Source organism: Pseudomonas sp. 273, assembly GCF_029201425.1.
GTDB classification, from domain to species: domain Bacteria; phylum Pseudomonadota; class Gammaproteobacteria; order Pseudomonadales; family Pseudomonadaceae; genus Pseudomonas; species Pseudomonas delhiensis.
Genome location: NZ_CP116775.1, coordinates 690,216 through 704,052, shown reverse-complemented (window position 1 = coordinate 704,052; position 13,837 = coordinate 690,216). Strand labels below are relative to the sequence as shown.

The window sequence follows — 13,837 nt, the reverse complement described above, 5'->3', positions numbered from 1 at the left end:
TGATTTTCGGAAAGCCGAGTAGCCCGGCAGGGGATCGGCTTGCCCGGAGAAAGGAGACGACATGCGCAACACCCTGATGCGGCCTGGCCGCCTGTTCCTGATCTGCCTCGCGGCTCTGCTCTACGCGGCCTTCAGCGTGGCCCTGCTCGGCGGCATGGCTCCGGCCATGGTCAGCAGCACCGACTCGCTGCTGGTCGCCATGGGTTTCCTGATCCCCGCGGTGTGGCTGATCGGAACCGGCTGCCTGGTCCTGCACTTCACCCTGAAATGCCGCGCATGCGCGGAAAAACGCACCACCACCAACCTGGAGAACGACCAATGAAGCGGATCACCACCGCCTTCCTGCTGTGCCTGCTCGCCGCCCTGTCGGCCTGCTCGAAAGTCCCCGCCGGTAACGTCGGCGTGATCGTCAACCTGTACGGATCCGACAAGGGCGTCGACATGAAGGAGGTCGGCACCGGCCGCTATTGGGTGAGCCTGAACGAGGAGCTTTATCTGTTCCCCACCTTCACACAGACCGAGACCTGGGGCGGCGAGGAAGCGATCAGCTTCCAGACCGTTGAGGGCATGAAGGTGGGCGGCGCCGTCGGCATCACCTACTCGGTCGCGCCGGACAAGGTCACCACCCTGTTCCAGAAGTACCGGGCGGGCATCGACGAGATCACCAACAAGTTCCTGCGGAACATGGTGCGCGACGCCTTCAACGACATCGCATCGAAGCTGCCGGTGGAGAGCGTCTACGGCGCCGGCAAGAGCGACCTGCTGCTGGCCGTCGAGAAGCGCGTGCGCGAGCAGGTGGCGCCGATCGGTCTGAACGTCGAGCGCATCTACTACGCCTCCGACCTGGTGCTGCCGCCGCAAGTCACCCAGAGCCTGAACGCCAAGATCCAGGCCACCCAGATGGCCGAGCAGCGCCGCAATGAGGTCGCCCAGGCCAAGGCCGAGGCGGACAAGGAGCGGGCCCGCGCTCAGGGTGAGGCCGACGCGAAGCTGACGCTGGCCCAGGCGGACGCCAAGGCGATCGAGATCCGCGCCACGGCCCTGCGGGCGAACCCGGACGTGGTCACCCTGAACGCCGTGGAGAAGTGGAACGGCAAGCTCCCACAGTACATGGCCAATGGATCGCCCCTCCCCTTCATCGGCGTGGGAGCAAGCAAATGATCGAGCTCGGCAAGAAGGCCCGCGACAAGATCACCGGCTTCGAGGGAATCGTCACCGGCCGCGCGCAGTACCTCACCGGCTGCGACCAGTACGTGATCGTCCCGCCGGCGAAGGACGGCAACTACCAGCAAAGCCAGTGGTTCGACGAGGGGCGCATCGAGGTCCTCGGCGACGGCGTTTCCCAGGCTGACGTGGCTGGCCCGCGACCTGGCGGCCCGCAGATCGACGCGCCGCGCCCGTAACCAGTCAGGGGCCGGGTTGCCGGCCCCGCCAAGGAGAATTACCCCATGAAGACCTCGATCAACATCAAGAACCTGTTCGTAACCGTGGGCGCCAGCGCCAACCAGGCTCCTTCCCTGCTCAGCGCCGAGCCGCTGGCGGCCCGCTTCGCAACCTCGGGCTTCCTCCTCCCCACCCCGGAGGTCGGCGAGTACTGGGAAGGCGAGGGCGGCATCTTCATCGGCTGGATGCCGGCGCGCGATGGCAACCCGGCCTATCCGCTGGTGGTGGCGTGCGCCCCCGGGTCGGAGTTCAAGGCCGCATTCGGCGGGTATGGCCACGAGACCAAGGGCGCAGACAGCGCTCACGACGGCGCGGCGAACACCCTGGCCCTGCTGTCCGACGGCCAGGATCACCCCGCAGCCAGCTTCGCCGCGCAGTACACCGCCGACGGCCATTCCGACTTCTACCTGCCCGCACGCCGCGAGCTGATGCTGGGCGAGATCAACGTGCCCGAGGTATTCACCAAGGGCGCCCACTGGTCGAGCACGCAGCGCTCCGCCTACAGCGCCTACTACATGGACTTCGGAGATGGCTGGCAGAACATCAACGACAAGGACTTCGAGCGCGTCGCCCGCCCCGTCCGCAGAGTCCTTCAGTAATCCACTTATTCATTCTCTGGCCAGCACCAGCGGAGAGGTATTGCCATGAAACCAGCAACCAGCGTTCCGAAGGCGCCGACCTTCAACAGCCGGGACGCCGACAAGTTCATCGTTCGCCTGCCCGATGGCATGCGCGACGAAGTGGAAGCTGCTGCACGCCGTGACGAGCGCAGCATGAACAGCTTGGTCGTCGTCGCCTTGCGCGAGTACCTGCACGGCCAGCAGCAGAAGCAGGCGCTGCTCGACGCGCTGACCAAGGCTGCCGGGAGCAACTGAAATGGAACGGATCACCCTTGTTTTGAAATCCGGCATGGGCATGCTGCTCGACTCGGTTCGCCCGTACCTGAAGCCGGGCATGCCGATTGCCATCGGCCGCGCAGGTGCAGTGATCTCCGAGGTGGCCGAGGGCAACGCCATAGAGGACAAGCGCCTGGCAGCCGAATCTGCTGCCGGCTACATCGATTCGGTCGAGCGTTACGTGGAGGGTGCCAATACCCTGGAAAGCGTTGTCGCCGGCCTGGAGAACACGCCGCTGAACATCGAGCGGCACGCCGAGGCTGGGCAGAACGGCTCCGCCCTACAGGCCATGGACGCACTGCACCGCATCCGCGAGCTCACTGCGGCATTCCTGGATAACTCCGGGGCGCGCGCAGAGCGAGGTTCCCCTGCCTCTGGCGCTGCTGCAGAACCGGCTTACCCTGGCGCCGCAGCCGCTCGCCGCCCGGTTAATCCCGGCGAGCACCCCCACTCCGCGCCGGTTGTTCCCCTCAAGCCCAGCATCTTCGACGTGATCACCGGCACCGCCGGCGCCACTGGTGATGGTTCTGGCGCGCAGCTTCCCCCGCTGGATGAGCACCTGGCCCAAGTCGAGCAGGTGGCTGCCGGCCTGCGCGAGGATCAGGCCGAGCTGGCCGAAAGCATCCTGGTTCTTGAGGACTGGCTGGAGCGCGTGGAGATCGAGGACGGCTATGTCGGCGTGCCGGTGATCGAGGCCGTCGAGGTGGTGGTCACCGAGCTGAAGCGCCAGCAGCAGGCCATCCATCCTGTCGCCTGCCGCTATGACCACTGGTTCGCCGGCGACAGCGATGAGGCCGCCTTCATCCGCGAACGTGGCGTCTGCAGAGACTGTGCCGACGTTGACGAACAGCTCACCGGACAGGTACTGCTCAAGCCCTGCGGCTTCTGCGGAGGCCCGCCGAAGCCTATCGTCACGCACGCCGACCATCCCTTCGGGGCTGCGCCCCGCATGGACAACTACGGCAGCGACGGTCTGTGGGTAGAAGCTTGCGTGTTCTGCCACGAATGCGGTGCCCAAGGCCCGGCCCTCCAGAGGAACATTTCCGACGCCAGCGACTATGACTCGGCGCTTGAGGATGCCGTGGGCCTCTGGCAGAACCGAGACGAGCGCCATGCCGAGCTCTATCAAGCCGGGCATGCCGAAGGGCTGAACCTGTTCCCTCGCCCGGACATTGATCCGGCGCCCCGGGTGCTGTGCGCAGGCGTTGACGTCGCGGCCGACCGCGTGGAGCTGGCTATTCACAATTGGACCGCGCCGGCGGAAGGCGGTGACGCATGAGCATCACCCTCAAGGGCCACGTGCTCAACCAGCGCCAGCTCAACGCGATCACCCCGGTGATGAACGACCTGATCCAGGGCCGGGTAAGCCAGGCCGGTTTCGAAGATGCCTGTGTCCAGGCGCTGGAGAACGCCGGCTGTCCCCTGGGCTACGACGTATCCATGCCCGGCGCCGGCTCCACCATCGAACAGCGGGCCACCAAGTGGCTGCGCGACGGCCAGGTGGGCATGTCCTCACGTGCCATCCACGACCACATGCTGGGGCTGGCTCCTCGCAATGGCTTCCCGTACCCGCACGATCCTGACGACCTGAACCGCTGCCTGCTGCTGCTCGACCTGATTCCCGAGTGGAAGCCGCGCATGGGGGAAATGGCGCAGCACAACCCGCAGTGGGCGGCCCTGGCCTCGAGCTGGGAACCCATCACCGAGGCGTTCCTGCGCGAGGCCGGCCTGGACTGGCGGTACAGCAACCACGCCCCGGAAACCTACGCGCTCATGCGGCGCGCACTGGGGGACGCATGAGCAACCGTCAGCACTGGGCCTGGCACTGCCTGCTCAGCATCGCAGCCATCGCCTTCTTCGGCCTCTTCCTCGCCGCCGTCGAGCAGCGCGACGAAGCCCGTCGCCTGGCCAAACCCACCATCGAGATGCGCGGCACCACCCTGGTGGTCTCGTGCCCGAAGCCGATCACGCCCGCGGCCGCCCCTGGCGTCCAACGGCCACAGCCGAGGTTCATCCTATGACCGTGACCGCACACGTGCCGGCCGGCGCCCACCAGGGCGCACCGCAGCCGGCGAACCCCAATCCGTTCTACATCCTCGGCGCGCGCCTGGTCGACCTGGGCACCGCCCTGCAGAACGAGCGCAGCACCATCGGCGACCTGGTGCGCCTGGCTAGCGCCTGCGGCATGGACCTGCGCATCAAGGTGGTGGAGGGCGAGTGATGGAGACCAATCACCAACAGCGCCAGCTGCTCGCCGAGCTCGAGGAGGCACGGCGCCGGGCCAGCTACTGGAAGCAGCGCGCCAAGTCGGCCGAGGGCCACCTCTATGCCAGCGACGTGCGCGCCGCAGCCCTGGAGCTTCATCGCTTCACGTCCCACAAGTCGATCCCCTGGAACGACCTGGCCGAAGCGGACCGCTCGCGAATCGAGATCGCAGCATTCTCCATCGTCGCGGCGATTCGTGCCCGGATCGACACCAGGCGTCCGCGCTGGCCGGAGTTCATCGCGATCCCTGTCGAGTACCAGTGTGCGTGCGGCGACGCCTACCCGGGCGACAGCTTCGGTGCCGGCTTCATGGCCGCCAACAATGGCGTGTGCGAGAACTGCGATGCGGCGGCATCGGTCACGCGGGGAGAGTCGGCATGAGCAGGCAGATGACCGCACGCCGGCTGTCCCGTTCCGAAATGAACCACCTGCGCCGGCTGATTGCCTGGGTACGTTGCGAGGTTGGTGCGCAGCCGGAGGAGATCATCACCACCGTGCACGAGCTTGCTCCGCAGTTGGGTGACATCAGCGAAGACGCCAAGCAACGCCTTGCCAAATGGCACCAGCGAGCCGAGGCCGTCCCGCAGTATGTCCGAGCCGCCATCAAGGCTCTGGAGAAAGTCGCGCAAGAAGAGGCCGGGGAGACCGTCGAGGGCGAACTCGGCGCCCTGATCGGAAAGGAGGTGTCCGCATGAAGCGCCAGCAGATCAGCCAGGCCGCCCTCCCTGAGGTTGGCCAACCTCTCGCCGGCGGGTTCTACGCAGGCCGGATCTACTTCGAAGGTGCCGAGCACGCGGTGATCGATGCCGGCCGGGCTTTCGAACTGACGGCACAGTGGTGGGATCGCGCCGGGCCCAAGCCGAACATCCGCGGCGCCAAGTCCTACTTCGACGGCATGGCCAACACCCAGGCGATGGCCGAGGCCGGCAGCGCTATCGCGGCCAAGGTGCTGAAGATGGTGATCCGTGGCCACCGCGGCTGGCACATCCCGGCCATCGAGGAACTGCAGGTGCTGCGGGCCAACCTTACCCAGCTCAAGGACTGGGGCCGCTACTGGCCTTCGGACGGTGAAGGCGGCCCGGCCCAGGCATTCACGCAGCACAGCTACTGGAGCAGCACCCAGCGCAGCGCTGGAAGCGCCTGGAACTCTGCGGTGCACATCTGGTGCACCCCGACCACGAACTGGGCTTCGAGGGAGATGGGCATCCGCCCGGTGCGCACGCTCAGGATCAAGGCGGACGGCTTCATCCACGCGCCAGCGAGTGACGCCACACCTGTGCAGGTCGAACTGCAGGGGTTGGCCAACGTGACCATGGTGCGTGACATGGTGTAGCGCTACGCGAACGAGGACGGCGGGAAGTTCTACGGGCGGGTGGATGACCTGGTGGCGGAGCTGGCCGCAATCGGCAAGGAGGCCCGCCATGGCTAAGCCTCTCGGATCGCTCGCACGGAAAGCCATGGACCGGGCCAGGCGAATAGCGCCAGCACCAGCGCGCCGGGCATCCAAGGAGAAGGCGGCACCGGCTGCTCCGGTTCAAACGGAACAACCTGCAGCGCCGGCGCCGGCCGAAGTGCAGCAGGCCGGGCCCAGGCTCGACCGGGTGTTGTTCCTGGAAGGGCGCCGAGCGGCACAGGACTTCCTCCGCGGCTTCGCCGGAATGCTCACGCATCACGGCAAGGCGCAGGAGGTGTTCCAGCAGTTGAGGAAGGGAGCATCGAGCAGGCCGGCCAGCTTCGCCGCTGGCATGGAGTCGCTCATCGCTGAGGTGGAGGCGCTGATCGCGCGCCACGAAAACGCACGACAGCAAAACGTGGCGCGCCACGCTGGGGGTGAGGAATGATCGAAGAGAATCGCCAGAGTCAGGAGCAGGACCTGGCCGGCGCCATCCGTGACCTGCTGGCCCACCTGCGCGGGCCGAAGGTGGCGCCCGAGGAGGAACTGTGGACCACGAAGGAGATCGGCGAATACCTGAAGCTATCTCCGGTGACGGTGGAGCAGCGCGTGACCATCAGGCCGGACTTCCCTGAACCGCTGCAGCCGTGCGGCACTGTGAAGTCGATGAAGCGCTGGTTCGCTGCAGACGTGAAGAAATGGGCACGGCAGAACAGTAGCAAGCTCCCCAAAGGGAGGTCTCGCAAATAGGGGGTAGCGAAGCGCTACCCCCACCTCAATCTAACCGGCTCGCCACCTCGGTAGCCGTCGCGTTGTAGTAGACCATGAGCGAGCGCGGGTCGCGGTGCCCAGTCATCCGCGCCAAGTCCAGGACATCCAGCTTCCTGGCCAGCCTGGTGGTCGCCTCGTGCCGGGTGTCGTGGAAGTGAAGGCCATCGATCCCCAGCCTGTCGCGCACCTTCCTGAACAGCGCATCAGCAGAGCCTGACGTCAGGGTGAACACCTCGTCACGCTCCCCTGCCCCATCCAGCACGACCTTCAGCAACGCTGCGGCGCGAGTGCTCAGCGGCACCTTCCTGGCGTCACCGTTCTTGGTCTTGGTGAGGTCGACATATCGGCCCTTCAGGTGCACACGACTGCGGACAAGGCCCAGGATCTCGCCCTGGCGCATCGCCGTCTCTAGGGCGAGGAGGAAGGCATAGGCCAGCTCCTGCATCTTCGTTTCCGGCGCGGCGCCCTCCACGTACCCCAACTCATCCAGCAGTTTGCGCTCCTCGTCCGCGGAGATCCTGCGGTCGCGCGGTCGGCCGTTGCTCGGGCGCTTTACCTCGCGCACAGGGTTGCTGCTGATCCACTTCCAAGGGCTCTTTGCGTGCTCGAAGACGCTGGACAGCAAGGTCATTTCGCGGCGGACCGACGGCGGCTTGATTGCCTTCAACCTGGCGTCGCGCCATTCAGCGATCTGGTCAGCCTCAATGTCGCCGATGAGCTCACCGATGAACTCTAGGTCGTTGATGAACTTGTCCAGCCGGATCTCTTCCCAGCGCTGGCCGGCCTTGGTCGGCGTGACCTCGGCCTTGTATTTCTCGATGGCGTCCTTCAAGGTGTGGTTGGATGCCCGCTTAGAGCCCCCAACTCCCGCAAGGATGTCGGCCTCCCGCTTGGTCGCCCAGGCCACCGCCTCGGCCTTCGTGGGGAACGTCCCTGAGTCCCTGATTCCCTTCTTGGCTACCTCGGCGCGCCAGCCGCCGCTCCGCTTCCTGTACGTTGCCACCCGACACCCCGCCTTGGCGTAATTTTGGCGTAAAGGGTAGCAGGAATTTACGCCAAGATACTGGAAGCCGCTGTTTTCATTTTGGCGTAAACCCTTTGCAATCAGGCACTTTCAGGAAGTCTATCGTAGTTGCATGAACCTACCAGACTCCGCTAGAGTCTCTCCCGGGGCACCACTAAGAGCCTGCGAAATCTTGATTTTGCAGGCTTTTGCGTTTCTGGCGGCGTGAAACACGGCGACCAGTAGCGCCGCGCCTTCCCCCTCCTTCCGCGGGAAGCTGATCGCCCAGATCGGCCTCTTCACGTACCGACATCCGAGCCCCGCTCGAAAGCCTGCACCACCCGCTGCCTCTCCATACAACAGAATTGTTTTATAACCACAAAAATGTGGTAAGTTGACTTCGTCCAATCAACAGAGACGAGGTGATGAAGTTCAGTGAATTCAGGCGTTGGTTGAAAGCCCAGGGCGTGACTTTCGAAGCCGGCAAGGGCAGCCACTTCAAGATCACGGCACCCAACGGGAGGACGACGACCTTTGCGGACCACGGCGCCAGGGAAATGCCGGAGCCGACCCGCAAGGCGATCATCAAGCAACCGGGGCTCTAAGGGCGCCACCTGAACTGGACATCGTCACCCATTGAGAGGGGACAGCCATGTACGACTATCCAATCCGTTTCGAGCAGGACGACAGCGCCCCGGGCATCGCCGTGTTCTGCCGTGACCTGCCGGAGCTGAACAGCTTCGGCGACGACCGGGACCACGCGATCCGCGAGGCCCTGGATGCAATCGAAACCACGCTGTCGCTGTACGTGGACGAGCGCCGCGCCATTCCGGCCGCCTCCGCGCCGGAGGCCGGCGAGCACGTGGTGCACTTGCCCGCGGTTACCGTGGCGAAGATCGCGCTGTGGAACGAGATGATGCAGCGCGGCATGCGCAAGGCCGACCTGTGCCGGCTGCTGGGCGTGGCCCAGACCCAGGGCGACCGCCTCGTGGACTTCCTGCACACCTCGAAGATGGATCAGCTGGAGCTCGCCCTGGGCGCGCTCGGCAAGCGTCTCAGCATCACCGTGGAAGCGGCGTGAACAGCTACTTGCGGAGCCATTTGGCGCCGGAGTGCTCGGGCCCCCAGTAGTACTTGCCGTCCTTGTGCATCAACCAGTCGTTGCAGAACTCGCGGAAGTGATGGGGCTCGGAGAAGGGGTCGCTGGCCAGGCGTTGCCGCTCGGCCTTGCGGAAGGAGCGGTGCCAGGTCTGTTTATCGAAACGTTCGCTGGCCGCGGTGGTGATGCCGCAGATGGGCGTCTTGCGTCGGCTTCTGCTCATGGCGGATGTCCTGCAGGTGGAGCCCATCAGCCGATGGCTCGCCCTGCGGAGCAGAGCCGCACAGGTTAATGCTGGAGGCCAGAAACGAAAAGCCTCGGCGCTACGGGCTTGTATCAGGCTGCTTCGGGTAGCTTGCCGCGCAAGCTGGCGATGAATTCCGAAAGCCATGAATAGCTGGTTTCCGGTTACCGGCAGAGCGCGCCGGCAGCCTTTCCGACTGGCTCCCGCATCCGTGATTCCGTACCATTCGCCTCCTTTTTCCGCCTTGCCCCGCGACCGCCCACACCGGTCCAACTTCAGGAACGCCATGAAACCCGCCCGTCTGCGTGCCGACATCCTGGCCGGCCTCACCACGTCCTTCGCCCTGGTGCCCGAGTGCATCGCCTTCGCCCTGGTGGCGCACCTCAACCCACTGATGGGCCTGTACGGCGCTTTCTTCATCTGCACCCTCATCGCGCTGTTCGGCGGCCGGCCGGGCATGGTGTCCGGTGCGGCCGGCTCCATGGCGGTGGTGATAGTGGCGCTGGTGGTGCAGCACGGCGTGCAGTACCTGCTGGCCACGGTGCTGCTCGGCGGGCTGGTGATGATCGCCTTCGGCCTGCTGCGCCTGGGCAAGCTGGTGCGCATGGTGCCGCACCCGGTGATGCTGGGCTTCGTCAACGGCCTGGCGATCATCATCGCCCTGGCCCAACTGGAGCACTTCAAGAGTGGCGGGGCCTGGCTCGGCGGGGCGCCGCTGTACCTGATGCTGGGCCTGGTGGCGCTGACCATGGCCATCGTCTACCTGCTGCCGAAGCTGACCCGCGCGGTGCCGCCGGCGCTAGTGGCGATCCTCGGCGTCGGCCTGCTGGTGCACCTGCTCGGGCTGCCCACGCGCACCCTCGGCGACATGGCGCACATCGCCGGCGGCCTGCCCGCCTTCGCCCTGCCGCAGGTGCCGTGGAACCTGGAGACGCTGCGGATCATCGCGCCCTACGCCATCCTCATGGCGCTGGTCGGCCTGCTGGAAACCCTGCTGACGCTCAACCTCACCGACGAGATCACCCAGAGCCGCGGCTACCCGGACCGCGAGTGCGTGGCCCTGGGCGCGGCCAACATGGTCTCCGGGGCGTTCGGCGGCATGGGCGGCTGCGCCATGATCGGCCAGACCGTGATCAACCTGGGCTCCGGCGGCCGCGGCCGGCTGTCCGGGGTGGTCGCCGGGGTGATGATCCTGCTCTTCGTGCTGTTCCTCTCCCCGCTGATCGAGCGCATCCCGCTGGCGGCGCTGGTGGGGGTGATGTTCGTGGTCGCCCAGCAGACCTTCGCCTGGGCCTCGCTGCGGGTGCTGGGCAAGGTGCCGGCGAGCGACGTGCTGGTGATCGCCGTGGTGACCGTCATCACCGTCTTCACCGACCTGGCCACCGCCGTGCTCTGCGGCATAGTCGTGGCCGCCCTGGACTTCGCCTGGAAGCACGCCCGCGAGCTGTACGCCGACAGCCACCTGGAAGCCGACGGCAGCAAGCTCTACCGCATCCACGGCACGCTGTTCTTCGCCTCCACCACGCCCTTCCTGGAGCAGTTCGACCCGGCCGGCGACCCGCCGCAGGTCACCCTGGACTGCCGCCACCTGAGCTTCGTCGATTACTCGGCCATCGCTGCGCTGAAGACCCTGCGCGAACGCTACGCCAGGGCCGGCAAGCACCTGCGCGTGGTGCACCTGTCCGAGCGCTGCAGGCAGTTGTTCAAGCGTGCCGGGGTGCAGCACGGCTGATTCGGACGTTCTTCCGAAAACGACCGGCCGCGCTGGTACGCCGGGAACCCTGTGGAATAATGCCGCCCCTTTTCTGACTAGGAGGTCCACATGGTCACTCACTTCCTGATTGGCACCAGCCAGGCCGCTTGCGGGCGCAGCGACCCGAACGTGGCGGGCTCGCAGGTCGCCGCGCAGGTCAGCTGCAAGGCCTGCCGCCGCACCAACGCCTTCACCCAGGCGCAGGACGCCGCGGGTGCCGCCGCAGCCGTCGCGAAGCCCGCCCCGGCTGCGGCGCCGAAGAGCCGGCAGTCCGCCCGCGCAGCGGCACAGCCCGCCAGCGGCGCCGCCTGGCAAACCTGGCAGGCCCGCCTGAGCGCCCTCTCCGGCAAGGCCCGCCTACCCCGCGGCAAGCGCCGCGCCCAGGCCTACGTCTGATCGCGCATGTGCTGGCGACGGCGCCCCCTGCGGGCGCCGTCGTTCGACGGAAGCCAGCCGGCGTCCGCTAGGCGCCCGGGCGGGCACGGCGCTCCAGCTCGGCGACGAACTCCGCCAGCGGCATCGGCCGGCCGAACAGGTAGCCCTGCAGGCAGGGCACGCCGCGGGCCGCCAGGTAGTCGCGCTGCGCCGGCGTCTCGATGCCTTCGGCGATGACCTGCAGGTCCAGGCGGCCACAGAGGTCGAGAATGCTGTCGAGGATATGCCGGGAACGGCTGTCGTCGTCGACGGTGGCGACGAAGCTCTTGTCGATCTTCAGCGCGTCCACGTGGAAGCGGCGCAGGTAGGCGAGGCTGGAATGGCCGGTGCCGAAGTCGTCTATCGCCAGGTTCACCCCCAGCTCGCGCAGGTGCCCGAGCAGTTCGTCGGTGTGCGCATCGCTGCCGATCAGTTCACGCTCGGTCAGCTCCAGCATCAGTGTCACCGAGCCCACCGGAAAGGCGCCGAGGAAATCCAGGCAATCGCCGAACAGGCTGCCGCTACGCAGGTTTACGGCGCTGACGTTGACGCCGAGGTGGAAGCCCTCGCCCAGCAGCTGCGAATGCTTCGGCAGCACGGCCGCCAGCTGCTGCAGCAGGGAACGGGTCATGGGCACGATCAGGCCGCTCTGCTCCGCCAGGGGGATGAAGATGTCCGGGCTGACCAGCCCCGCGCGCGGGTGGCGCCAGCGCATCAGCACCTCGGCGCCGATCCAGCGGCCGCCGGTGGCCTCCACCAGCGGCTGGAGGAAGGGCACGAACTCGCCGGCATACATCGCCCGCTCGATCTCGCGGGTGGGCGTCGCCGCGCGCCCCAGCAACCAGTAGCAGCCAATGCCGAACAGCCCGCCGAGCACCGCCAGCATGGCGAACAGCGGCCAGTAGTCGATCCCCATGGTCCGCCACTGGGCGCCGGCCGGGAAGCCGCCGACCACCTGGTAGGGAAAGCGCGTCGAGGCCTGCCGCGTCTCGGCCAGGGGGAAGGCGTCGGGCGTGCCCTCGTGCACCTCGCCCGCCTCGTCCATCCAGCGCGGGCCGACCTGGATCACCAGGTCGCTGCGCTGGTCCACCAGTTGCAGCACGTTGCTCAGGTAGCGCCCGTCCACTGCCGCCAGCACGCCATCGCGGCCCTCGGCCAGGCGGTACACGATCAGCGCGAAGTCCGGCGTCACCGCATTGCCGGGCAGCAGGTTGAGGCGCCCGTCGACGAAAGCGGCGACGTCCACCGGCTCGTCGAAAGCGCCGAACAGCGAGGTGCAGAACACCCTGTCGTCCCGCACCAGGTTGACCGAGCGCACGAAGGGTACGGTGGCGACCTGTTCGCGCAGTACCAGCTCGGCCGCGGAGCAGGGCCCTGCGGCGTAAGCGAGTGTGGCCCGCGCCGAGCCGGCGGCATTGGCGAGCATCACGTCGATCAGGTGCAGCGCCTCGCTGGCGGCGTGCCCCGCCTCGCGCCGGAGGCCGACCTGGGTCTGCCAATAGATGATCACGCCGCCCAGCAGCAGCGGCAGCAGGGCGACCAGCAGGGAAATGCACAGGCGCCAGAGCAGGCGCCGGACTTTGCTCGATCCAGGCATCCGTGTCATCCCCGGCGCCGCCGCTGTCATCGGGGCTCGGCGAGCAGCCTGAGCGGGCACCTGAAACCAGCGTAGATCATTCCGCCTGCGGCACCCTGGCCTCGGTGGCGATCCGCCAAAGGTCGTATAATCCCCGCCTCGTCCCTGCCCCGAGCGCCGAACGACGCCATGCCCAAAGCCCGACTCCAGCCGGAGGGGAATTTCCCCCCCGCGCCCCTGCTGCGCCGCTTCGCGGCCATGTTCTACGACTTCCTGCTGTGCGTGGCCCTGCTGATGGTGGTCACCCTGCTCTACCAGCAGGTGCTGCTGCGCCTGCTGCTGGGTGGCGAGAAGCTCCGGCAGCTCGCCGACCAGGGCGGGCTGGTCGGCGACCCGCTGCTGTCCAGCCTGCTGTTCGTCAGCCTGTTCGCCTTCTTCGCCAAGTTCTGGACGCACAAGGGCCAGACCCTCGGCATGCAGGTCTGGGGCGTGCGCGTGCAGAACGCCGACGGCACCCCGATCAGCCTGATGCAGGCGCTGCTGCGCTTCATGATCGCCATCGGCTCCTGGGCCTGCGGCGGGCTGGGCTTCCTGTGGATGCTCTGGGACAAGGACAGGCGCACCTGGCAGGACCGCTACTCGGAGAGCGTGGTGATCCAGATTCCCAAGGCGGTGCGCAAGGCGGCGCAAGGGCGGGGCTGAGGCTGGGGCGTGAAGGGAGAGGGTGTCGTTCGTGCCGCCGGGGCGTCCGGCGTGGCCTGGGAATCCAATCGCGGACAGAGTCCGCTCCTACGCGAGCCGAGCCATGCCATTCCCCTGTAGGAGCGCGCCCTGCGCGCGAATCGCGGGCAGGGCCCGCTCCTACAATGGGGCGACATGGGAGACGCGAATTTTGATCCAGTCACCCCCGCGAACGAGGGAGCCCAGAAGACAGTTGCTCCTACGCCCGTGCTTCCCTGAACCTGTCTTGCGCCGAGGTG

General features: G+C 66.9%; 22 protein-coding genes. 19 read left to right on the top strand and 3 right to left on the bottom strand.

Going from position 1 to position 13,837, the window contains the following annotated elements:
- The first annotated feature begins 61 nt into the window (after positions 1 to 61).
- The 14 genes from PKO50_RS03280 (at position 62) to PKO50_RS03215 (ending at position 6,747) form a co-directional block, all read left to right on the top strand.
- Positions 62 to 322 carry a hypothetical protein gene (locus PKO50_RS03280; RefSeq protein WP_275628797.1) on the top strand — a complete coding sequence of 87 codons (261 nt, stop codon included), beginning with the start codon at positions 62 to 64 and terminating at the stop codon, positions 320 to 322.
- Complete coding sequence (locus tag PKO50_RS03275) at positions 319 to 1,161, top strand: SPFH domain-containing protein (protein ID WP_275628796.1); 843 nt, start codon at positions 319 to 321, stop codon at positions 1,159 to 1,161. Before PKO50_RS03280 ends, PKO50_RS03275 begins: the two co-directional genes overlap by 4 nt.
- Positions 1,158 to 1,403: a hypothetical protein gene (locus tag PKO50_RS03270; RefSeq protein WP_275628795.1), complete on the top strand. Its 246-nt coding sequence runs from the start codon at positions 1,158 to 1,160 to the stop codon at positions 1,401 to 1,403. The genes PKO50_RS03275 and PKO50_RS03270 overlap by 4 nt, the downstream gene beginning before the upstream one ends.
- Before the next feature lie 45 nt (positions 1,404 to 1,448).
- Positions 1,449 to 2,042 carry a DUF1566 domain-containing protein gene (locus tag PKO50_RS03265; RefSeq protein WP_275628794.1) on the top strand — a complete coding sequence of 198 codons (594 nt, stop codon included), beginning with the start codon at positions 1,449 to 1,451 and terminating at the stop codon, positions 2,040 to 2,042.
- Between the two features lie 45 nt (positions 2,043 to 2,087).
- On the top strand, positions 2,088 to 2,318 hold the full coding sequence (locus PKO50_RS03260; protein ID WP_275628793.1) for an Arc family DNA-binding protein: 231 nt from the start codon (positions 2,088 to 2,090) through the stop codon (positions 2,316 to 2,318).
- Between the two features lies 1 nt (position 2,319).
- Complete coding sequence (locus tag PKO50_RS03255) at positions 2,320 to 3,618, top strand: Lar family restriction alleviation protein (protein WP_275628792.1); 1,299 nt, start codon at positions 2,320 to 2,322, stop codon at positions 3,616 to 3,618.
- A complete protein-coding gene (locus PKO50_RS03250) occupies positions 3,615 to 4,139 on the top strand; it encodes a hypothetical protein (protein ID WP_275628791.1) in 525 nt (174 codons plus the stop codon). Before PKO50_RS03255 ends, PKO50_RS03250 begins: the two co-directional genes overlap by 4 nt.
- Entirely contained in the window at positions 4,136 to 4,360 is a 225-nt protein-coding gene (locus tag PKO50_RS03245) for a hypothetical protein (protein WP_275628790.1), read from the top strand. The genes PKO50_RS03250 and PKO50_RS03245 overlap by 4 nt, the downstream gene beginning before the upstream one ends.
- A complete protein-coding gene (locus PKO50_RS03240; RefSeq protein WP_275628789.1) occupies positions 4,357 to 4,560 on the top strand; it encodes a hypothetical protein in 204 nt (67 codons plus the stop codon). Before PKO50_RS03245 ends, PKO50_RS03240 begins: the two co-directional genes overlap by 4 nt.
- A complete protein-coding gene (locus PKO50_RS03235) occupies positions 4,560 to 4,985 on the top strand; it encodes a hypothetical protein (protein ID WP_275628788.1) in 426 nt (141 codons plus the stop codon). Before PKO50_RS03240 ends, PKO50_RS03235 begins: the two co-directional genes overlap by 1 nt.
- Positions 4,982 to 5,299, top strand: coding sequence for a hypothetical protein (locus tag PKO50_RS03230; protein WP_275628787.1), 318 nt, complete (start codon positions 4,982 to 4,984; stop codon positions 5,297 to 5,299). Before PKO50_RS03235 ends, PKO50_RS03230 begins: the two co-directional genes overlap by 4 nt.
- A complete protein-coding gene (locus PKO50_RS03225; protein WP_346770490.1) occupies positions 5,296 to 5,937 on the top strand; it encodes a hypothetical protein in 642 nt (213 codons plus the stop codon). The genes PKO50_RS03230 and PKO50_RS03225 overlap by 4 nt, the downstream gene beginning before the upstream one ends.
- 88 nt (positions 5,938 to 6,025) lie before the next feature.
- A complete protein-coding gene (locus PKO50_RS03220) occupies positions 6,026 to 6,445 on the top strand; it encodes a hypothetical protein (protein WP_275628786.1) in 420 nt (139 codons plus the stop codon).
- The gene (locus PKO50_RS03215) at positions 6,442 to 6,747 is read left to right on the top strand and encodes a hypothetical protein (RefSeq protein WP_275628785.1); all 306 of its coding nucleotides are present in this window, start codon (positions 6,442 to 6,444) and stop codon (positions 6,745 to 6,747) included. Before PKO50_RS03220 ends, PKO50_RS03215 begins: the two co-directional genes overlap by 4 nt.
- 25 nt (positions 6,748 to 6,772) lie before the next feature.
- On the opposite strand, the gene PKO50_RS03210 is transcribed toward PKO50_RS03215, so the two are convergent.
- Positions 6,773 to 7,600: a site-specific integrase gene (locus PKO50_RS03210; protein WP_275628784.1), complete on the bottom strand. Its 828-nt coding sequence runs from the start codon at positions 7,598 to 7,600 to the stop codon at positions 6,773 to 6,775.
- A 596-nt stretch (positions 7,601 to 8,196) separates the two neighbouring features.
- Here PKO50_RS03210 and PKO50_RS03205 point away from each other — a divergent pair.
- A complete protein-coding gene (locus PKO50_RS03205) occupies positions 8,197 to 8,376 on the top strand; it encodes a type II toxin-antitoxin system HicA family toxin (protein ID WP_275628783.1) in 180 nt (59 codons plus the stop codon).
- Between the two features lie 47 nt (positions 8,377 to 8,423).
- Positions 8,424 to 8,852 (top strand): type II toxin-antitoxin system HicB family antitoxin, encoded by a 429-nt coding sequence (locus PKO50_RS03200; protein ID WP_109933682.1) that lies wholly within the window; start codon positions 8,424 to 8,426, stop codon positions 8,850 to 8,852.
- Positions 8,853 to 8,856: 4 nt separating this feature from the next.
- On the opposite strand, the gene PKO50_RS03195 is transcribed toward PKO50_RS03200, so the two are convergent.
- Positions 8,857 to 9,093, bottom strand: a complete 237-nt coding sequence (locus tag PKO50_RS03195; protein ID WP_109933681.1) for a hypothetical protein — start codon at positions 9,091 to 9,093, stop codon at positions 8,857 to 8,859.
- 307 nt (positions 9,094 to 9,400) lie between these two features.
- Here PKO50_RS03195 and PKO50_RS03190 point away from each other — a divergent pair, with 307 nt between their 5' ends.
- Both PKO50_RS03190 and PKO50_RS03185 read left to right on the top strand, forming a co-directional pair.
- A complete protein-coding gene (locus tag PKO50_RS03190; RefSeq protein WP_275628782.1) occupies positions 9,401 to 10,846 on the top strand; it encodes a SulP family inorganic anion transporter in 1,446 nt (481 codons plus the stop codon).
- Between the two features lie 90 nt (positions 10,847 to 10,936).
- Entirely contained in the window at positions 10,937 to 11,263 is a 327-nt protein-coding gene (locus tag PKO50_RS03185; RefSeq protein WP_109933679.1) for a hypothetical protein, read from the top strand.
- A gap of 67 nt (positions 11,264 to 11,330) precedes the next feature.
- On the opposite strand, the gene PKO50_RS03180 is transcribed toward PKO50_RS03185, so the two are convergent.
- Positions 11,331 to 12,878, bottom strand: a complete 1,548-nt coding sequence (locus PKO50_RS03180) for a cyclic diguanylate phosphodiesterase (RefSeq protein WP_275628781.1) — start codon at positions 12,876 to 12,878, stop codon at positions 11,331 to 11,333.
- Positions 12,879 to 13,046: 168 nt separating this feature from the next.
- Here PKO50_RS03180 and PKO50_RS03175 point away from each other — a divergent pair, with 168 nt between their 5' ends.
- Positions 13,047 to 13,559 carry an RDD family protein gene (locus PKO50_RS03175; protein WP_275628780.1) on the top strand — a complete coding sequence of 171 codons (513 nt, stop codon included), beginning with the start codon at positions 13,047 to 13,049 and terminating at the stop codon, positions 13,557 to 13,559.
- The last annotated feature ends 278 nt before the right edge of the window (positions 13,560 to 13,837 follow it).